Source organism: Bacteroides sp. AM44-19, from assembly GCF_003603395.1.
Taxonomy (GTDB): Bacteria; Bacteroidota; Bacteroidia; order Bacteroidales; family Bacteroidaceae; genus Bacteroides; species Bacteroides uniformis.
In genome coordinates this window covers 100,812-120,510 of the sequence record NZ_QTNB01000009.1, presented here as the reverse complement: position 1 = coordinate 120,510, position 19,699 = coordinate 100,812, and the positions used below count along the sequence as shown (strand labels likewise).

At 45.7% G+C, this 19,699-nt stretch carries 13 protein-coding genes and 2 tRNA genes; 3 read left to right on the top strand and 12 right to left on the bottom strand.

Annotation, left to right across the window (positions count from 1 at the left end):
• Window positions 1-220 precede the first annotated feature (220 nt).
• The 8 genes from DW947_RS14235 to DW947_RS14200 form a co-directional block, all read right to left on the bottom strand.
• On the bottom strand, window positions 221-1,372 hold the full coding sequence (locus DW947_RS14235; RefSeq protein ID WP_227224332.1) for a glycoside hydrolase family 172 protein: 1,152 nt from the start codon (window positions 1,370-1,372) through the stop codon (window positions 221-223).
• 18 nt (window positions 1,373-1,390) lie between these two features.
• The gene (locus DW947_RS14230; protein ID WP_117963230.1) at window positions 1,391-2,956 is read right to left on the bottom strand and encodes a sulfatase family protein; all 1,566 of its coding nucleotides are present in this window, start codon (window positions 2,954-2,956) and stop codon (window positions 1,391-1,393) included.
• Window positions 2,957-3,003: 47 nt separating this feature from the next.
• Complete coding sequence (locus DW947_RS14225) at window positions 3,004-5,655, bottom strand: glycoside hydrolase family 2 TIM barrel-domain containing protein (RefSeq protein ID WP_117963228.1); 2,652 nt, start codon at window positions 5,653-5,655, stop codon at window positions 3,004-3,006.
• Window positions 5,656-5,807: 152 nt separating this feature from the next.
• Window positions 5,808-8,099 carry a beta-glucosidase BglX gene (gene bglX / locus DW947_RS14220; protein WP_057258866.1) on the bottom strand — a complete coding sequence of 764 codons (2,292 nt, stop codon included), beginning with the start codon at window positions 8,097-8,099 and terminating at the stop codon, window positions 5,808-5,810.
• Window positions 8,100-8,266: 167 nt separating this feature from the next.
• A complete protein-coding gene (locus DW947_RS14215) occupies window positions 8,267-11,104 on the bottom strand; it encodes a hypothetical protein (RefSeq protein ID WP_080545844.1) in 2,838 nt (945 codons plus the stop codon).
• Between the two features lie 121 nt (window positions 11,105-11,225).
• Entirely contained in the window at window positions 11,226-12,623 is a 1,398-nt protein-coding gene (locus tag DW947_RS14210; RefSeq protein WP_182012152.1) for a DUF5723 family protein, read from the bottom strand.
• A 154-nt stretch (window positions 12,624-12,777) separates the two neighbouring features.
• Window positions 12,778-14,544 carry a S41 family peptidase gene (locus tag DW947_RS14205; protein ID WP_117963224.1) on the bottom strand — a complete coding sequence of 589 codons (1,767 nt, stop codon included), beginning with the start codon at window positions 14,542-14,544 and terminating at the stop codon, window positions 12,778-12,780.
• 22 nt (window positions 14,545-14,566) lie between these two features.
• On the bottom strand, window positions 14,567-15,550 hold the full coding sequence (locus tag DW947_RS14200; protein ID WP_117963222.1) for an adenosine kinase: 984 nt from the start codon (window positions 15,548-15,550) through the stop codon (window positions 14,567-14,569).
• Window positions 15,551-15,631: 81 nt separating this feature from the next.
• Between DW947_RS14200 and DW947_RS14195 the strand changes: the two genes are divergently transcribed.
• The 3 genes from DW947_RS14195 to DW947_RS14185 all read left to right on the top strand — a co-directional run bounded on the left by DW947_RS14195 (window position 15,632) and on the right by DW947_RS14185 (window position 16,592).
• Window positions 15,632-15,705 (top strand) — tRNA-Asn (locus tag DW947_RS14195).
• A 21-nt stretch (window positions 15,706-15,726) separates the two neighbouring features.
• Window positions 15,727-15,800: transfer RNA gene (locus tag DW947_RS14190), tRNA-Asn, on the top strand.
• A gap of 186 nt (window positions 15,801-15,986) precedes the next feature.
• On the top strand, window positions 15,987-16,592 hold the full coding sequence (locus DW947_RS14185) for an outer membrane beta-barrel protein (RefSeq protein WP_005830614.1): 606 nt from the start codon (window positions 15,987-15,989) through the stop codon (window positions 16,590-16,592).
• Between the two features lies 1 nt (window position 16,593).
• On the opposite strand, the gene DW947_RS14180 is transcribed toward DW947_RS14185, so the two are convergent.
• The 4 genes from DW947_RS14180 to DW947_RS14165 all read right to left on the bottom strand — a co-directional run bounded on the left by DW947_RS14180 (window position 16,594) and on the right by DW947_RS14165 (window position 19,448).
• Window positions 16,594-17,298 carry a ComF family protein gene (locus DW947_RS14180; protein WP_005830616.1) on the bottom strand — a complete coding sequence of 235 codons (705 nt, stop codon included), beginning with the start codon at window positions 17,296-17,298 and terminating at the stop codon, window positions 16,594-16,596.
• Between the two features lie 31 nt (window positions 17,299-17,329).
• On the bottom strand, window positions 17,330-18,127 hold the full coding sequence (locus DW947_RS14175; RefSeq protein ID WP_016272410.1) for an inositol monophosphatase family protein: 798 nt from the start codon (window positions 18,125-18,127) through the stop codon (window positions 17,330-17,332).
• 9 nt (window positions 18,128-18,136) lie between these two features.
• Window positions 18,137-18,604 carry a hypothetical protein gene (locus DW947_RS14170; protein WP_016272409.1) on the bottom strand — a complete coding sequence of 156 codons (468 nt, stop codon included), beginning with the start codon at window positions 18,602-18,604 and terminating at the stop codon, window positions 18,137-18,139.
• Window positions 18,605-18,845: 241 nt separating this feature from the next.
• The gene (locus tag DW947_RS14165) at window positions 18,846-19,448 is read right to left on the bottom strand and encodes a DsbA family protein (protein ID WP_005830624.1); all 603 of its coding nucleotides are present in this window, start codon (window positions 19,446-19,448) and stop codon (window positions 18,846-18,848) included.
• Window positions 19,449-19,699 lie beyond the last annotated feature (251 nt).

Genomic DNA, 19,699 nt, shown 5'->3' with positions numbered 1-19,699 from the left:
TTCTAACATAATACGGTAGTTCTCTTAACCTGCACGGATATCAACTCTGTTCATAATTTATCGATTTAAAATTTCTCTGCAAACATACAAGAGTTCTTGATATACGTCAAAAACGGAGCTACCACAAGAATACCACAAGCTGCTATCATGTTACATCATCCCTACTACACCATTTTATAACAAACTAATTATCAAGAATATAAATTTAAATATAATCATTTTATAATGCAGCCCTATCCAAATAGAAATATGCAGTCGACGTTACATGATCCTGACGGTAGAAATTGACAAAACCTTGCGGAAAGTCTTTATCCATGATATGAAGATCGGAATCTTCGTTCAGCAAACGATAAAACTTCAGTTCATCACCTTTATCAATGGTTATCGGAATCAAGGGGATCTTCGCCTTGTACAGTTCGAGTACTTTTTGATATGGAGCACCGCCAATCTGTTGCAGTGTAACTCTTATATCACGATGAAAATAAATTGGGTCCTGCACATGGAAACGATACATGCTCCACCAGCAACTGTCCGCATTCGCAATCGGACAGCCCTGATAACGGTGGAAATACTCGCCTTGCCCCCAAGCCGTACCGATATAGTCTTCAATTCCCGTACCACTCAACGTAGGAAACTCCTTGTCTCCGTCAATGTAGAATTTGATTTCACCTTCTCCCCACCAAGTGGTCTGGTATGCCTTATTGGCAAAGATACCCACGCTAACTCCCAAAAAACGCCCTTTACCCGACAGTTGGGGTAGAACGGTATAATCCACTCCCAACTCGGTGGATTTATCTTCGCGCCAGACAGCATGAAAATAGCTCATTTCCGAATCCCATTCCGGCAGTCTGGTAAAGTTGATATCATAGAAAAGATGTGTCAGATTCTCATCCGAGGTATTCACAAATACCACTTTAGCACCGGTACGGTAAGGCATCGGAATGCAACAGTTGAAGGAACGCCTCTCCGGATTGGAAAAGAAGCAGTTCTCAAAACGAGACGTACGTGACAGCGGATTTCCGAAGAAATCGCCCAAAGGAACATCCACAGCCGGAATCACAGAGTTATCCCAATAAAACTTGATACGCAACGCACGAAGCATTTTCGGATTACGTTTGCTGACTGTCAACCAGATACGGTTAATGATTCCGGGGCCTTGCTGAGACAACAACACACAGCTGTCTCCCGCCATAATTCTACCGAAGGCACTCCCTTTTGCACCTTTATTAGCCTGAGCTGCCGCACCTTTGCCACCAGTAGGATTTTCAAAACTTGTCCATCGCGTTTCATGCCCTTCAGGCACTTTCCATATCTGAGCATGAATTCCAATTGTAAAAGACAATAAAATAAGGAACAGTAATTCTTTCTTCATATACTAACATTTTAGTCATTATTTTCTTGTAGCATCCGATTGCTTTATCTTCTCCTCCAGTATCCACGCCAGCCTGCGTGCCACTTTGGGATGCTGTTCATACACATTTGTGGTCTGGTATGGGTCTTCCTCCAGATTATAAAGCTGCACAGAGGGTGCATCCGGCTTTATCCGGGCATTTTCTATATCGCTGTTCACCCGATGGGTGAGCTGGAAAGCGGATGCCCCGCCCAAGTCATGGTCACCGACATTCTTTCCGGTAAATCCGCCGCTGTTTTGCGCCGGAATATAGACCCACTTCCCTTTGCGAATGGAAAGATGGCTCTTTTGGGAAGGACAGATAATAATATGGTCCCGAATCATTTTCCCGGGATTTCCGATAAGGGCAGGAAGCATATTGAAACTGTCCGGCCCGTCCTGCTCCTGCAATTCATATCCTGTGAGGGCAGCCAAAGTGGCAAGCATGTCAACATTGGACATCAACTGGTTGGATACGCTGCCCGCAGGAATCCTACCCGGCCAGCGGGCAATCATAGGAATGCGATGCCCGCCTTCCCAAGCTCCGAACTTGAAACCAAGAAGCTTGCCGTTGATATGGTGTCCTGCCTTCCAAGCTCTCTGCCCTCCATGATTCAGCATTCCTCCGTTGTCACTGGTGAAGATGAGCAGAGTATTTCCCGCCAGCCCTTCCTCATCGAGGGTACGCATAATCTCGCCTACCACCCAGTCCAATTCATGGATTGAATCACCGTAAGGTCCTGCCTCACTGGTACCTACAAAGCGTTCGGCCGGTGTAAAAGGATGATGGATGTTGGTGGTAGCATAATACAAGAAGAAAGGTGAATCCTTATGTTCCTTTATCCACTGCACGGCCCGGTCTTTCAAAGTAGTGGCTACAGCCCTGTCTTTGTACAAACGGTGCGCAGCCGTGGCTCCACCAATAGAGTTGATACCGAATTTTTCATCGAACTCCTCCGTTTCTGCCCTCTTGCCTCTTACAAACGGGTCGTTGGGATCATAACCCACCACATGATGGTTCTCCACATAAACAAAAGGTGGATGACTGTTGAGAATAGGCACACCGAAGTAATAATCGAATCCCAATTCAAGTGGTCCGGGAGCCAGTTCCTTGTTCCAGTCCATCTTTTCGTCCGTACGGAATCCAAGATGCCACTTCCCCACGATGGCAGTGGAATAGCCGGAACGTTTCATCACATCCGCAATTGTGGTGCGTGCCGTATCAATTTGCAGAGTCTGATTCAGGAAGATTGCCCCCCAAATATCCTCACGGCAAGGATATTGACCAGTCATCAGTCCATAACGTGAAGGCGTGGAAACAGCCGAGGATGAATGAGCATCCGTAAAGCTACGGCCTTGCGATGCCAGACGGTCTATATTGGGAGTCTTGACCTTGGTGGCACCGTAACAACCAATGTCGCCATAGCCCAAATCATCAACGTTGATAATGATTACATTAGGCTTGACCTCAGTGGAAGCCGGAGATTGCTGCGCGACGGCAGGCAAAGCGCTGAATCCCATCCCTACTGTGAAGGAGAGAGACCCGGTAAGTAATTTGTGTTTCATATTTCACTCAATTTATCGGTTAATACAACATTATTAAGAATAGAACATCAATGAATCCTGAATATCTTTATCCCATTCAAGAACGTCATCCCTTTCACCGCCTCAAAGTTCACCGTAAGGTTTCCACCGGTTACGGCAACATGCAGTTTCTTGGATATGCAACGGTTCCCGCCTACTTCTATCGCCGGAGAGAAATGATTCAGCCAAGGTCGGTTGTTGACAGAAACATTGAAGACACTGCCGCGGAAATCGGCATTGTCTAGGGTAGCGACAGCTCCCAAATCGTAAGTCACCCGCTCGGAACGTGCGTTCAGGTCAGCAAAAAGAAGTTCCACTTCATAGTCGCCGTCGGGCAAGTCGAAGCGATAGGCCTTGATGTCCTTGCGTTTGGTCTGGAGCAAAGGAACATTACGGGTGTCTTTCACCTCGGCAGTGGTTCCGATACGTCCCGGAGAACGGCGGAAAATCTCTCCACCTATGTAGCCCCAACTTCCAGGAGTATAAGCTTGGTCGGGAAGCCAGCAAAGATCACTCTTGTCATCCGTAAAGAAACAGTTGCTGCCCACGTTCACTGCAAGTTCCAGCTGTCCGGAGCCGACTGCCGCGATATGGCGAGGCTGCATCTTCACAAAAATGTCCGAAACCTGCTCCACCTTCTTCCCATGGCAGATACCTGAAGCCACAAGCGTGTTTCGCCCCGCAACGAGAGGCACTTGCCACACTGCATGGCAATTCTCGATGCCTTGCACGGAGAGCTTCGTGCCGTTGACAGACAACTCCACCTTATCCAGATTGGAATACACTTTCACCGGATGTTCCACCGCTTCACCGTCCGAAACCACAGTCCGATGCTTCCAGTCATCCACAGCAATGTGCAGCACCGGAATATCCTTGCGCAGGAATGCCTGGAAATAATAGAACACATCTTTAGGACGGCGGTCATTGTACATCAGTCCTTTATTATTGATATGCGGCGTAGCCTCCTGGCGACTGGCAGAACTGAAATCAATGAAGTTCCACTCCGTGGCGCCCACTATGAACGGTCGCTTCATGATAGCGGGCAGATAGTATTCGAGGTACAACTGCTGCCATTGCATGGAGAAATCGAATATCTGCGGATCGAGCGACTGCAAGCGCGGGTCGGAACCGGCACCGAACTCACTGATTATTAACGGACGGTGCGGGTATTTACGATGCTCTTCGTCCACAAAGCGGTCGAAAGACTTGAAGTCGTTCTCATACCAGCCCTGATAAAGGTTCCAACCGGAAATGTCGGTGATATTGCTGAGACCGATTTTATTGTAAATCTGATTGCCGTGGTAGGCCATCGTACTCAGACGGTAGGGGTCTTCCCTCTTCAGAGTTTCCTCCAGATGCCGGGCAAGCGCCAAGGTATTCTCGTAGAAACCGTTGAGCCGTTGTTTCTTCACCCGATACTGCAGCTGGATAACAGCCTCGTTCATATACCCCCACATAATGACGGACGGATGGTTGTAATGCTGGCGAATCATTTCGCGCAAGGCGCTTGTGGCATTCGCGCGGAACTCGTCACCCAAAGCTATCAAATCTACTACCGGAATCTCCTCCCATACCAGCATGCCGAGTTCGTCGCAAGCACGCAACACGGCATCGTCCTGTGGGTAATGTGCCAGACGGACAAAGTTCACACCCATGTCTTTCAGCAACTGCATATCCCTGCGGTGCATCTCATCCGAAAGCGCTATGCCCATCGGCATCTGGTCCTGATGACGGCAAGCTCCCATAAGTTTCAGGGGTTCCCCATTCAACTTGAAGCCTTCCTGCGCATCCACGCTGAACCAGCGGACCCCCAAAGGGACACGTGTCTCATCTTTCAACACCTTGCCACGCACATCTTTCAAAGAAACTTTCACGCTGTACAGATAAGGGGAATCGGGCGACCACAACTGTGGCTTTTCCAACTGTAACCGTTCCTCGAAGGCGAACGCCCCGTCGGCATCTATCCGGACGCTGCGCAAAGATTGGGCTACGGTCTTCCCATCTGTATCCAGCACCTCGACGTCCAACTTCAACACCGCACGCCGCACATCACGGTTCACCAAAGTCCCACGCACACTGATTTCTGCCCTATCCTCACTCACGGAAGGCAAATCGACATAAATGCCCGTAGAGGCATAGTCGGTAAGGCTGATGTGCTGCTTTGCAGCACTGATGAGCCACACATTGCGGTAGATGCCGCCAAAGATGGTGAAGTCGCCGGACAAAGGAGGTATCCGGTCGTTCTGATTATTGACGTGCACCATCAGCAGATTCGGGGCATCGGTCCTTACTTTATCCGTAATGTCTACGGTAAAGGCAGAGTAACCTCCTTTGTGGGTAGTGAGCAGCTCGCCGTTGAGGTACACATCTGCCAGAGAATTGACACCATCAAATTTCAGGTAAAGCTGTTTATCCCGCATCTGCGCGGCATCCGTACGGAACTCTTTCTTATACCAGGAAGAAGCCCTGCGGTAGTTACGGGTAGAATAGGCATCCGCATTCCAGGTATGCGGCAGATGTACCTGCTGCCAACCTTCTTCATGGCGTTGCACTTCCTGCAACCGATTGTCATCACATGCGGCATAATACCAGCCGTCATTAAAACTCTGAACCACCCGCCCAGCATTGACAACCGGGTACATGGTGGACAGACACAATATTAATAAAAATATTTTCTTCATGTTTTTCAATAGATCATATTATCTTACACAAGTCAAGCAAATACTGCAAGAATACTGCATATAGTTTGCAGTGAAAATGCAGACAATATGCAGCAACAATGCCATTTCAACGCAGTGGCTCGAATGCTGCATATTGCCGCCTTGGGAATCAGTTAGAGTAACTTGAACGCTGCTTTCTTTACATCCCGGCTACTTCTGCCAATCATCACCTCAAAGTCACCCGGCTCGCATACAAAATCAAGATTGTAGTTGTAGAACTTCAGCAATTCGGGAGTAATCTTGAAAGATACTTTTTTAGATTCGCCGGCTTTCAGGAAAATCTTTTCAAAGCCTTTCAACTCTTTCACCGGACGGGTTACACTTCCCACAAGGTCACGAATATAAAGCTGGACCACTTCGGCACCGTCTCTCTTGCCGGTATTGGTCACAGTCACGGTAGCAGTCAGTTCGCCCTTATCCGTCATGCTAGTCTTGTCCAAAGCCACGTCGCTATAAGAGAATGTTGTATAGCTCAAGCCGAAACCGAAGGGATAAAGCGGTTCATTGTCCATGTCTATATAGTTGCTGCGGAATTTCTGGAACCATGCACCGTCGGCAAGAGGGCGACCCGTGTTCTTGTGGTTGTAGAACAAAGGAATCTGTCCCACGCTCTTCGGGAAAGTCGTAGTCAGCTTTCCGCTCGGGTTCACATCACCAAACAGTACATCGCCGATGGCAAAACCTGCCTCACTGCCCGCAAACCATACATTCAGAATGGCCGGCACGTTTGCCTGCTCCCAGTTCAGTACCAGCGGACGACCGGTAAACAGCACCAGTACCACAGGTTTTCCCGTTTTCAATAATTCCTGTAACAGTATGCGTTGGGTGTCCGTCATTTCAAGATTCGTGCGGCAACTGCTCTCTCCACTCATTTCCGAAGACTCACCGAGCGCAGCCACAATAACATCCGATTTGGCAGCCACGGCAAGAGCCTCGTCCAGCAACTCCTTGTCCGAACGATTGTCACGGTGTAAAGAACGTCCGAACATAGTGGCACGTTTCTCATATTCGGCATCACTCATCAAATTACAGCCTTTCGCAGTCAGTATTTCGGCTTTACCGCCTGCTACCGCCTTCAAACCTTCAGCCAAAGAAGTAGCATTCTTCAATACGGCAGCCACACTCCAAGTACCCGGCATATTACTGCGGCTGTCTGCCAACGGACCTACCACAGCAATAGTGCCCTTCTTGGCCAGCGGAAGCACATTACCCTCGTTCTTCAGCAACACCAAGCTCTCCGAAGCAATCTTACGCGCAACGGCACGATGCTCTTTGGTAAAGATTTGCTTCTTGGCACGCTTCACATCACAGTATTTATAAGGATTATCGAACAAGCCTAACTTGTACTTAGCTTCCAAAATACGGCGACAAGCCGCATTAATAGCTTCTTCTGTCACTTTTCCTTCTGTCAATGACTTCTTGAGCGTACCTACAAATGCATCGCTCACCATATCCATATCGACACCAGCATTCAACGCCAACGCGGCAACAGTCTGCGTATCGCCCATGCCATGGTCGGTCATTTCTGTAATTCCGGTATAATCTGTCACTACAAAACCGTCAAACCCCCACTGCTTACGCAATACATCCGTCATCAACCACTTGTTTCCAGTAGCTGGAATACCATCGACCTCATTGAAAGAAGCCATCGCACTGCCCACACCGGCATCAACCGCCGCCTGATAGGGCAACATGTATTCATTGAACATGCGCTGATGACTCATATCTACTGTATTATAGTCACGTCCTGCCTCGCCGGCACCATACAAGGCAAAATGCTTTACACAAGCCATGATCTCATCATTACGGCTCATATCCTTTCCCTGATAACCACGTACCATGGCTTGCGCAATGGCTGCTCCCAGAAACGGGTCTTCACCGTTGCCCTCGGACACACGCCCCCAACGGGCATCACGGCAAATATCCACCATCGGACTGAATGTCCAGCAAATACCGTCGGCGCTGGACTCAATGGCTGCAATACGCGCCGATTCTTCAACCGCCTTCATATCCCATGTACACGATAATCCTAAAGGAATGGGAAACACCGTTTCATATCCATGAATAACATCCATACCAAATAAGAGAGGAATACCCAAACGACTTTCTTCAACCGCCTGCTTCTGTACATCGCGGATACGTTCCACGCCTTTCAGATTGAAAAGCCCGCCCACTTCACCGGCACGAATACGTTTGGCCACATTACTACTTTTAGCCTGACCGGTCGTAATCTCACCGGTAACCGGCAGATTCAACTGACCTATTTTCTCTTCCAGGGTCATCTTCTTCATTAAATCGTCGATGAAACGATCCATATCAACCGGAGATTTCTGTGCATACGTACTAACGGCAGTAAACACCAACAAGACTAAAAATAATTGTAACTTGAAAAGTAAATGCTTCATGTTTTTCATGCTTTTAATTGATAGAAATATTATTTTACTGCAAATAAAAGAAAAGCATGCGACAATCTCCACATCCCGTACTACAACAAAAGTACAACCATCACTAAAAAACAAAAGAGGAAGTACAATATTAGTACTTCCCCCATTAATATTTCACTGTAAAGCAGCTATTTAAAGTTTATAAGAAAATCAGTCAGACTTTCTTCCGGAAGCAGATTGAATTTCTTGCGCAACCGGTATCTTGCAGCATCAACCCCACGCGTGGAAATGTTGAGCAACTTCGCTATCTCCTTTGTCGGCATATTCAAGCGAAGCAATGCGCAAAAGCGCAAATCTCCTGAAGTTAAATCTGTATATTGAAGTTTCAGATTACGGAAGAAATTCTCGTGTATACGGTCAAAATTAGCCTGAAACATAGTCCAATTCTCTTCATCGGACACTATATTGCTATTAACTAAAGTGAGCAGCTTATCCAAGTTCTTACGGCTATACTGTCCTAACAACTTTTGCCGCTGTATCTCTTCTTTCAAGGAACTCAGAAATTCCTGATGGGCGATATTTGTCATTACCACACTGGACAACTCCTTGCTTTTAAAACGCAAATCGGCCTCAAGCTGTTCCTTTTCCAACTCAACAATCTTCTTCTCTTGCCGCTCGAGTTCTGCCTGATGGGCTACGCGCTGCCGTTCAATCACACGGTCTTTCTTTTTCTTCACGAAACGGTAGACCAGATATTGCAATAAAGCCAACAGACACAATCCTGCCAAGATATAACTTCCCACAGCCCAATAAGACAAATACCACGGACGCAAAATCTCAAAAGGAAGCTCTACCGATGCCAAAACTCTATCGGTATCATATATCTCTGCCTGAAAAACATAACTTCCATAGGAGAGCCGAGAATACTTCTTCTGCAAATAGCGTCCACCCGGCATCCATTGGTCAGAATATCCTTCCAACCGATACCTTACCTTATAAGTATAATTACTATAAACCGGATAACACAATGTAAAATTCACCGTATTAAACTCAGGCTCCACCTTGGCTCCCGGCTGCACGACCAATGTTTTCCGCTTACCACTGAATTCATCAATGACCCGCATTCCCGAAATCCATAAAGAGCGTCTGACCCGAGATTTATATAACGAGGAACTGTCCGTCTCAATACGGGCAATGGCATTGTTCAGGCAAAGATAGGAACAGCCATTCCTCACGTCATAAGCCACGCTTCCCCGTTCTTCCACCGTCAGACCGTCAAACAAAGAATATGGAATCCGGAGTTCGATATTGAAAGTATTTATCGCACACTTCACTAAATACACTATCCTATCACCCACAAACCAATAGTAATCTCCGTTCGCACGACTCACTGTCTTGATTCCCTTCAATTCCATCAATTGTTCATTCATTGTTTCATAGGGAACAATCGAATCAGTCATATCTTCGTAAGTATAGAAATATTCCCCATTAGAAAAAACTACCCGACCATTGATTTTGAACAAAGTAAAACTCCCACCTTTCACTTCTCCCAGGCCCTCATACTTCCGTACATCCTTTACCTGCTTCATATCCGGATCAATCCGAAAACGATACAAACCATTCCTTAAGTGTTTCGCCCAGATATTCCCTTGATGGTCCACCTCTATGTGACGGACCATATGACTGAATCCACGCAGAGACCGGATAAAACCATATGCTCCCGAAGTATCTTCCGTATATAGATTTAAAAGCGCATAAGTTCCTTCCAATAAAAAAGATTCTTCCTTCGATTCAATCTTTTCCATACACATCCCTCCCTTTACATCAGATACCAACTTTGACTTCAACCCCGATATAAGGAAAGTTCCTTTGTTATGCCCGCAAAAAATCTGTTTTCCCCATTCATCGACGAACCACGCTTGTTCTTCCAAACCCGGAACTAATTCAGTCTTTCCATCCTTAAGCCAATAAAGTCCCTGATTAGAAGCAATATAAGCTTCATTTTCCCTTACCAGAACATCATATACCATGCCTATTTTACGAAATGGAGGTTCATAATAATAGATTAAAGAATTGTTGTGTATATAGGCAATACCTTCATCCAAAGCTGTCCATATATTGTTGTCATCATCACAATATAATCTCAAAACAGTATTGTTCTGTAGTTTATTATCCGTATTGACCTTCCAAATCAGCTTTCCCTTTTTATCCAACGCATATATGCCATCGGATATTGTGCCAACAACGTAACAACTGTCCTTGGTTATCACCGCACGATTAATGGTATGCTTCCTGAATATATCATCACATTCGGTTTTCCATTTTTCTACCCTCCCATCTCGATAGAGGAGAAAACCTCCCTGATTACGAGTAAGCATTAAAACGGCATCATCATAAGGAAGCCCAGCCAAGACATCGCTATTCCCAAATACCTTTCTGGGAATAAGTTCTTCCATTTTCCTGCCGGAAAAGACACAAAGTCCACCATTTATTCTTTGAGAATAAAAAGTATTTCCAACCTGAAATAAGTTCAGCGGAAGGCTCTTCACCCGAATACCTTCCACAGAATTTCCATTATAAAAAAAGAGAGAACCAAACGATTGAAATACAATTTCCCCTTGAACGCAAACAATGTTCCAGATTTCGTCGTTATGAAAAGTAAAGTCCTTCACCTCATCTTTTAGCGAGTGATATTCAAGGGTATTATAAGGAGTATGAACAAAATAACCGAATTCTTCGTAAGAGCCTACATAAATTTTTCCATCTTCACTGATATATATAGCACGCACAATTCCTTTTGTCGGTAATTCATACAGCCGCCAAGCACTTCCATCAAATTCCAGCAGCCCACTGTTATTACCGAAATACATCACCCCTCTTTCGTCCTGAGCAATGGCCCAATTCTGAATACCGACATTATAATCCGACACCGAATAGCTCCTCACTATAGGAGAAAAAGGTATGGGTGAAGCTTGCAGCAAACTACTGAAAACCAAAGACAAGAAAAACGTTATTGCAATTCTCATGAGTACTGTTTATAGGTATTTACCAGCAAAGATAAAGCTTTTTGCGTTTTCGTAAAAACAAAATCGCAGATTATCCTCTTTTATAGAAAGATAATCCGCGATAATATCCAAATCCAATTTATTAATTTTCAGCAGTTTTCTGTTTTCCCAAAGGAATAGAAACACCCAAGTAAGCATTGACATTCTTCGTATTCTTACCAAAGAACATATAATCTGTTCCTGCAAAGAAGGAACCCAGTTTCAGTGCCAGACCGAAGGTTTTACCGGCTCCTTGAAGTACGGAATAGCTGGCAGCTACATTGAAAGCATTCGTCGGACGGATGCAGGCAGAGAAAGTCAGCTCATTCAAAGTTTTCGGTTTGGCAAAACGACCGGTATACAAGGCACCCACTACCAGCCAATCATTCAGTAAGGCATATTCAGCGCCAAGAACCATTGTAGAAGTCAATCCACGGGTACGGCTCTTCTCAGAAGCCTCCTCCGTCTTGAGCTGCAACATGTCATAGTTAAGAATCTCGCCGCTGTTCACAATATCCATGAACTCCTGCTGCGAGGCCGGGTCAAGAAGATCATAAGTCTGCTCTGTATTGGCTCGCGCTATACTGGTATTCGATTTAGACCATTTGATAAAGCCCAAATCAAGAACTGAAGCAGAAAGTGTCAATTTATCCAGTAACTTGTAAGATACTCCCAAATCAATAGCCCCACCATATCCGGCAAAACCAAAACTGCCAAAATCGATTTCATCGATATAATCACCATTCTCATTCTCGGGAAGTTCTAACAGCTTTGACGAGTTCTCCAAAGTTGCATCCACTTGAATGGAAGCTTTACTCGTCACTCCTGAAGAGCCGACAGAAGGAGTTTCCACATGAATCTGGTTGATGTTCAGCTTTAAGTTACCGATACCCAGCAGCATCTTCACCTTACCACCCACAGCCAGTCGGTCTGTGATATTCCTTGCAAAGCCAAGGCCGACTTCCGCATAGGAATTTATCTCAAGCTTCTGTCCATTAATGGTTTCGTTAATACCCAAATAGTCAGAAATATTGTCACCAAACTCCCGGCTGCTCATGTTATTCATAAACTGGAACATGGTTTTCGGTATGGCAGCACCGATATCATTACGTAACCCCACATTGACTGACCAGAAGTTCTTTCCTTTATACCACCCGGCAGACAGAATGTCGGTACTCAAATTCACATTCAAGTTATTGGTAGCATCCAGTCGGTTCATAAAGTCATTGCTCATGAAATAGTCGCTGTCATCACTGTTTTCAATAATGTCCATAATATCCCTATACCCCAGGGAACTGGAGTTGACGGTAGCATTCAGCGAACCTATCACGGGAATATTCAGATAACCGCGTCCCGGCATCAAGGCCGGATTGAGTTGCATACGCTGGTTACTTCCTTCCATAAAGTAGGAAGTGCGTAGGAACTGGGCTTGTCCGGAAAGAGAGAAACAAAGCAACAATACCACAGACAGCCATACTTTCAGAGAATTCAATTGTTTCATAACCTTGTCAATGTTTTCATTTTCACCTGCAAAAATATAAAACAAGTTAATACCTTACAAACAACTTAACCGGATAGTCGTGTATAAAAGGCTTATACAGAGACTATCCGGTATAAATTAAGGAGCAAATAAAAGAATCCTCTTAAGAGTGTCCTTATACTATTTCATCATAGACATGCTCATTTGCTCTCGTAGCGGTACTCAGAAAAACCGGGGCTGTCTCCTTTCTTTGTTGCAGAGACATTGACGTCACTGCCGGAGCACTCAACATTTCCTTGTATTTTTCCGGAGCAGTGAGTATCTTTACAGCCTCTTTCAAATCATCATCATCTTTCAACTGCTGGATAATGCTTCCACGCTGGAAATAATAACGCTTGATGATTTCTACCGCAATCATGCTCTTGATGTCCTTGGAGAAATGGTCAAGGTCACGGTCCAGATTATGCGACAATTTTTTCTCCAGCGCTTCAAACTCTTTCGAAGCATCAGTCAGATAGCCCTCAAATTCGGCCATCTCCTTCAGGTTCTTCAGCATCTTCTCTGTCTGCTGGTCGTATTTGAAGTCCGCCTTTTTCACCATCGCCTTGAAGTCCGCATAATCGGCATCTGTAATTTCAAACTTCTCTGCTGAAGGGATGGTAGGATGTTTCAGGCAATAGTCCGTGGCATAATTGAAAATAAGATTGTCATTGACAAGATAGAACAGAATGTTGGGCAGCTTCTCCTGCTTCACCGCAATGTCCGGAGTCACGCCTCCACCATCACGCACTTCACGTCCGGCAGCCGTATGGAACACGGTAGTAAGGCTGTCCGGAATACGTCCCACACTGCCGTCCTCATTCCGGTGCTTGTAGTCGATAGCCTGCACACAACGGCCGCTGGGAATATAATATTTGGAAGTCGTCAGCTTCATGGTACCACCGTATGGCAACGGACGGGTGGTCTGCACCAATCCCTTACCGAAAGTACGGTTACCGATAATGACCGCACGGTCAAGGTCCTGCAAAGAGCCCGCAAGGATTTCTGACGAAGAAGCCGTTCCGCCATTGACCAGAACAGCCAAAGGAATTTCCAAATCCAACGGCTCACGCAATGTCTTGTAGGTATTGCTGGCTTGCTTAATCTTACCCATTGTCGTCACAAGTGTTTTTCCGCGAGGCAGAAAGAAGTTGGCTATCTCTATAGATTCATCCAGCAAGCCACCTCCATTGTTCCGCAAGTCAATCACCAACGAAGTCATCCCCCGTTTCTTCAAGTCCAGAAAAGCCTGCTTGAACTCCTTGGAAGGATTCCCCGAGAAGGTGCTGAGATTGATATAACCTATATTATTATCCAGCACTGTATAATAAGGTATGAACGGCAATTGGATGGAACGGCGCACAATGTCGAAATCCAACGGTTTCTCTGTACCGGGACGTTGCACTTTCAGCTTGAAGCTGGTACCCACTTGTCCGCGAAGCATCTCGCTGACTTCTTGGTTGTTCTTTCCGGCAAGGTCTTTTCCGTCAATCTCCATCAAAATATCTCCGGCTTTCAGGCCTACATCGGCAGCAGGCATATTCTCATATGGCTCAGATATCATGGAACGTTTTAGTTTCGGATTCCAAGTAATCACAGAACCTATACCACCATAGGAATTCTTCAGCATCTGCTCCAATTCGCTTTGGTCATCTTCCGGATAATACTCCGTGTAGGGATCCAGCGAGTAGAGCATGGCATCAATGCCTTCACGGATAGTCTTGTTCGGATCAATCGTATCCACGTAGAACATATCCAACTCTTTCACAATGGAATTGAATATATCCAGATTCTTTGCTATTTGGAAACTACGGCTATCACCACTCTTAAACCCCCAAAAACAAACGGCTCCTGCTACAATCAGCAAGGTAATCATCCAGCGTATCTTTAAAATTCTTTTCATAATATGTCTATGTGATAATATGCTAATTAATTAATAAAATTTCTTCCTTGATTTTTTCCCATTGTGCTACCTGAAGCTCCGTACCCACCACTTGTATCACATCTTTGGAGAGAAGAGAACCTATCTTGCCACATTTCTCCAGCGAGTAACCACACGTCAGTCCATACAAGAAACCCGCCGCAAAATAGTCACCCGCTCCTGTAGTGTCCACCACTTTCTCTACCGGAGCCGCTTGTACCTGCACCATCTCTGTACCTTTACGAATCAGAGAACCACGGGCACCCACCTTTACAATGGCTATGCTACACATTTTGGCAATGATGTCCAATGCTTCCTCCGGTTCCTTACCCGTAAAAGCCTTTGCCTCTTCCTCATTGGCAAAAACAATATCCACATATTTGTTGACCAACAGAGAGAAAAATTCAAGGTCTCCTTCTACTATATTGTAGCTCGCCATGTCCAAACATACTTGTAAGCCGGCCTCTTTAGCCAGCTCAATGGCACGGAGAATCATATCATGGTCTTGCACCAGATACCCCTCTATAAATAGGTAAGCATATCCTTTGAACATATCCAGCGAAAGATCTTCCGCCTTCAATGTAGAAGCCGCCCCCAAATAAGTGCCGAAAGTGCGCTCTCCATCAGGAGAAATGAAAGTAGAGGCTACACCGGACGGAAGGGTAGTGGAAAGCAATAAATCCGCCTCTGTCCCATGCTCCAGCAGACTATCCCGGAAAAAGTTACCATAAAAGTCATTGCTTACTTTTCCGATGAATCCCGTACCCGCACCAAGGCATGCCATTGCCCGAATTGCGTTTCCGGCAGAACCTCCGTTAGCCAGATGCGTCTTCATCCGGCTGAAATACTCACTAATTTTCAAGAACTTATCTTCATCAATCAGAGTCATGCTTCCTTTCGGGAGCTGCATCTCCGTCAAAATATTATCATCCTCAATGATTGCCAGTGCATCGACCAAAGCATTGCCCAATCCAATTATTTTATCCATCTTCGATATTTTTTTTGCAAAGATATTGCATATTTCAAAATATCCTATTACTTTTGCAGCGCATTTGAGAAAAAACAACATTCTTCCTTAGCTCAGTCGGTTAGAGCATCTGACTGTTAATCAGAGGGTCCTTGGTTCAAGTCCAAGAGGAAGAGCGAAAAAAATTGAATGCATATTCTTCCTTAGCTCAGTCGGTTAGAGCATCTGACTGTTAATCAGAGGGTCCTTGGTTCAAGTCCAAGAGGAAGAGCAAAAAGGTTCGTCAATTAGGCGAACCTTTTTTGTTTTCCCACATTATCCCACACAAAAGACAAACATTTCTATTTCATATTCAAAGATTTAACATACATTTGCCAAATGTAAAGTAAGGAGTTTCATAAAAGCACCTGTCTTTATTTATTAGAAAAACATATTTTAATCCAAACACCAAACTACAATGAAAACTCTTTTATTCTTTTTAGTCATAGGATTCAGCCTATGTACCGCTGGTAAAGCACAAACCTCTCTTGTTTCTACGCGAGAAAAATTCCGCCACCATGAAATATCCGTCAGTTACGGCTTCCTCCCCATTACCGACGCCAATAGTATAGCCGAAGAGTTTATTGCTCCGACAGCAAGTTTTGGAATCTATACACGCGAGAAGACCAGCTATTACGGCGCTCTGAATATCAGTTATATTTATAGAATCAACCGTAAAATCAGCCTAGGCGTAACCGGAGGAATAACCGGTAATAGAGGGACGGCCAGTAGCCTTTATGAAGTTTTGGATGAGAATAAGAACGATGACCGGCGCTATCTGTATATCCTCCCCACCTTCCGGTGGCATTGGTTCACCCGCCCCCAATTCTCCCTATATTCCTCTGCAGGGCTCGGCGCCTATTTCCTCCGGAACAGCTTTGGAGGAGACACTTATCACAAAAAGGAATTTGCCTATCAGTTCAGTTTTCTGGGTATCGAATATGGAAATCAGTTTGCCTTCTTCACCGAATTCGGCGTAGGATATACGGGAACAATCGTGGCAGGCGGACGTTTCCGCTTCTGATTCACGACCCCGCCACTGCCAGCGTCAGGATACTAACATGTACGCCTCCCACATCTTTAAGCGCATCGGCACATGCAGTTGTAGTGGCTCCGGTGGTCAGTACATCATCCACAATAAGGATATGTTTCCCCACAAAGCGTTCCGGATAGCGGAGAAGGAAAATACCGTCTACATTTTCCCAACGCTCGTAAGCAGACTTTCGGGTCTGCGTTTCCGTATGTCTTCTGCGCAGCACGGAGGACACATCAATAGGAATACCCGTTACGGCAGAAACGCCGCGCGCTATACATTCACTCTGATTGTATCCGCGCAACTTTTGTTTGCGGGGATGTAGAGGAACGGGGATAATTACGTCTATACCACGGAAAAAACCGGTAGCCGCCAGCTCCGCTGCCATAAAACGCCCCATTATTTCTCCCAAATCTTTCCGGCCTCCATACTTCAGTTGATGCAGGATGTGGCGGAAATCACTTCCTTTGTGATAATAAAAGAAGGAAGTGCCGCGTTCCAGAGGTATCTTCCCCCAAAACATACGCTCCACGGAGTTGTCTTCGCGAAGATGATAGTTTGTCCGTGGCATATTCATATTACACCTGATGCAAATGCCCTCTTCTCCCTCTTGCAAAGAGCTCCCGCATACAGCACACTGACGCGGGAAGAAGAGATGGACAAAGGACAAGAACCAGGCTTTAAATGTGTTTTCCATAAAAAAGTGTAATAAGGCAATAAGAACCGTATCAGAATGGCAGCGCCTCCCGTACCAACCGCAAAAACAACGGATGCAGCGGCCCGTTGGTGGCTATGATATGATGCCCTTCTATAAAGTTCTCGTTTCCCAAAAAGTCTGTTACCTTACCGCCGGCTTCCAACACCATGAGTGCAGCCGCAGAGAAATCCCACTTACCGATAAAAGCTTCCAGCCAAGCGTCAAAACGTCCGGCAGCCACATAGCAGAGGGCAAGCGCCGCCGAACCATTCATGCGAATGCCTGCAACCTTACCGTAAAGTTCGTGTATCAAATGTTCGCCCGTACGGGCATACTGCTCGAAATTGTAGGGTAACTCTGTCACCACAAAAGCGTCTTTCGGTTCACTGACAAGCGAAACACGCAACCGTTCTCCGTTCACATAGGCTCCTCCTCCTTTCCAAGCATAAAAACACTCGTCTCGGCAGGGTTCATAAACCACACCCAGCAAAAGCGACTGCTTGTCACGCAAGGCAATACTTACACAATAGGGAGCATTGTCGTGAATATAGTTCGTTGTCCCATCCAAAGGATCCACTACCCAGCAATACGTTTCGTCACTATAGGCAGCAGACCCTTCTTCGGCAATGAATCCGGCTTCGGGAAGCAATTTCCTAAGGGCAGATACAACCTTTTTCTCGGAAGCCTTGTCCACATAAGATACATAATCGTGCGCATGTTTTTCCTGCACCACCTCCCGACGGAAACTTTTCCGCTCTTCCTTCAAAAAATGCCCGGCTTCACGGGCTACACAGCAGACAGCCTCTGTCAACGCCTTCAAATTTTCCATATTCTTATATTATTTACCATTCGCATCTTCCTGATAAATGAGCCTCCCCCGTTGGCTGACCGTCCACTCACCGTCTTCCAGACGTACGTTTTTCGTATCATCATCTTCCACATTCCAGGCATATCCACCGGCAGGCAGACCTCGACGGTCCAGAATTTCGTTCGAAACACCTTCCTCCGAGAAAAACAACTCCACTTGCGTAGAGTCCGGACTGAACACCAAGAACAAAGTCTTCCCGGCATCATCCACTGCATTCATGCGGACACCTTTCTCCCACAAACGGATGCAATCTTTCTGCACCTCGCTCCACGTATATCCGGCAGAAGCAATACAACCATGTTCGTCTTTATCACTACCAACCACGGCCTCTTTTTCCTTTCTCTCCGAAGTTTCCGCTTCCTTTTTACCGCCGTTTCCACAACCGGTCAACAAAGCTCCGGCACATATCAGGCACATAGATACAACCTTCATATTCATACGCTTGTTTTTATTAGTTTTCAATTGACAAAGTTAAAAACAAATCGGCAGTACTAAAAGTTTCTTCCCTTTTTATACGCACGGCTCTTTCGTTTAAAGGAGTTATCGGGAGTCAGAAGGAGTCATCAGCCGGCAAGTCGGCTTAGGAGTTAAAGCCGATAGTTCTGTGAATACATACACAAGAGTATCGGCTGTAACTCCTAGCGGAGCAAAGTGATAACTCCTCTAACTCTCTTGCTTGTCATGGCTTGAGATATACCACTGTTTTTCCACTACCATATTTGCGAATAATACCTTCTTCCAGAAATAGGTTCAAATCGGCCACCGCCTGATGTTTCGCCTTTCCGGTCAGCTGTTCATAATCAGTACGCGTAATGCAGCCATACTTATTCAAATGCTGCAACAGTTTTTTTCTCCGCTCCTCCAATGTCAATTTGGAATGAGAGATATAGGGAGATGCTTTCCGTTCCAGCTCCATCGTCTGAAAGCGGTTGCGGAATCTACTGCTGATACGTAAGTTCACATTCTGAAAATGCACGGACGGAGAGCGAATATCCTTTTTATTCGCCACGGCCTTGTCGCACTTCAATGATAACGAAAAGAATCCCAATTCGCCCACTTCAACTATCCATCCGTCTGCCAGCCAGCTGTGCAACTCATCCGTTATAGCCTGCAACGTGCCATCGAGAATGGCAGGGCTGAAACCGGTAGCCTTGTGAACCAGTTCGCGGAATTTATCGGCAGGAATGGTTCCTTTGGGAAGAATACGGGCGTGAAGCAGCTTTTCTTCACCGTCCTCCGGAGAAGGATTGGGGGTCTGGTATAAATCGTAATAAGCACTCATATAATTTAGAATATCAGTTGGGCAATATTATTCATTCAATGCTGCAAGAACAAGTCCTGATGCACCGAGTTTAATTCGTTAGACAATTGTTGCTGTTTCGTTAAACGTCCATCTTACGAAAGAACAACAATTGTCTAACGGAAAGAAGACATCTGTCTAACGAATTAAAAACAACGCCCAAAAGTATTAATAAAAAGGGAAGTAGGGATTAAAAAAGGGGAAAAATCGCTCTAATAATAGGTTCATTGGCG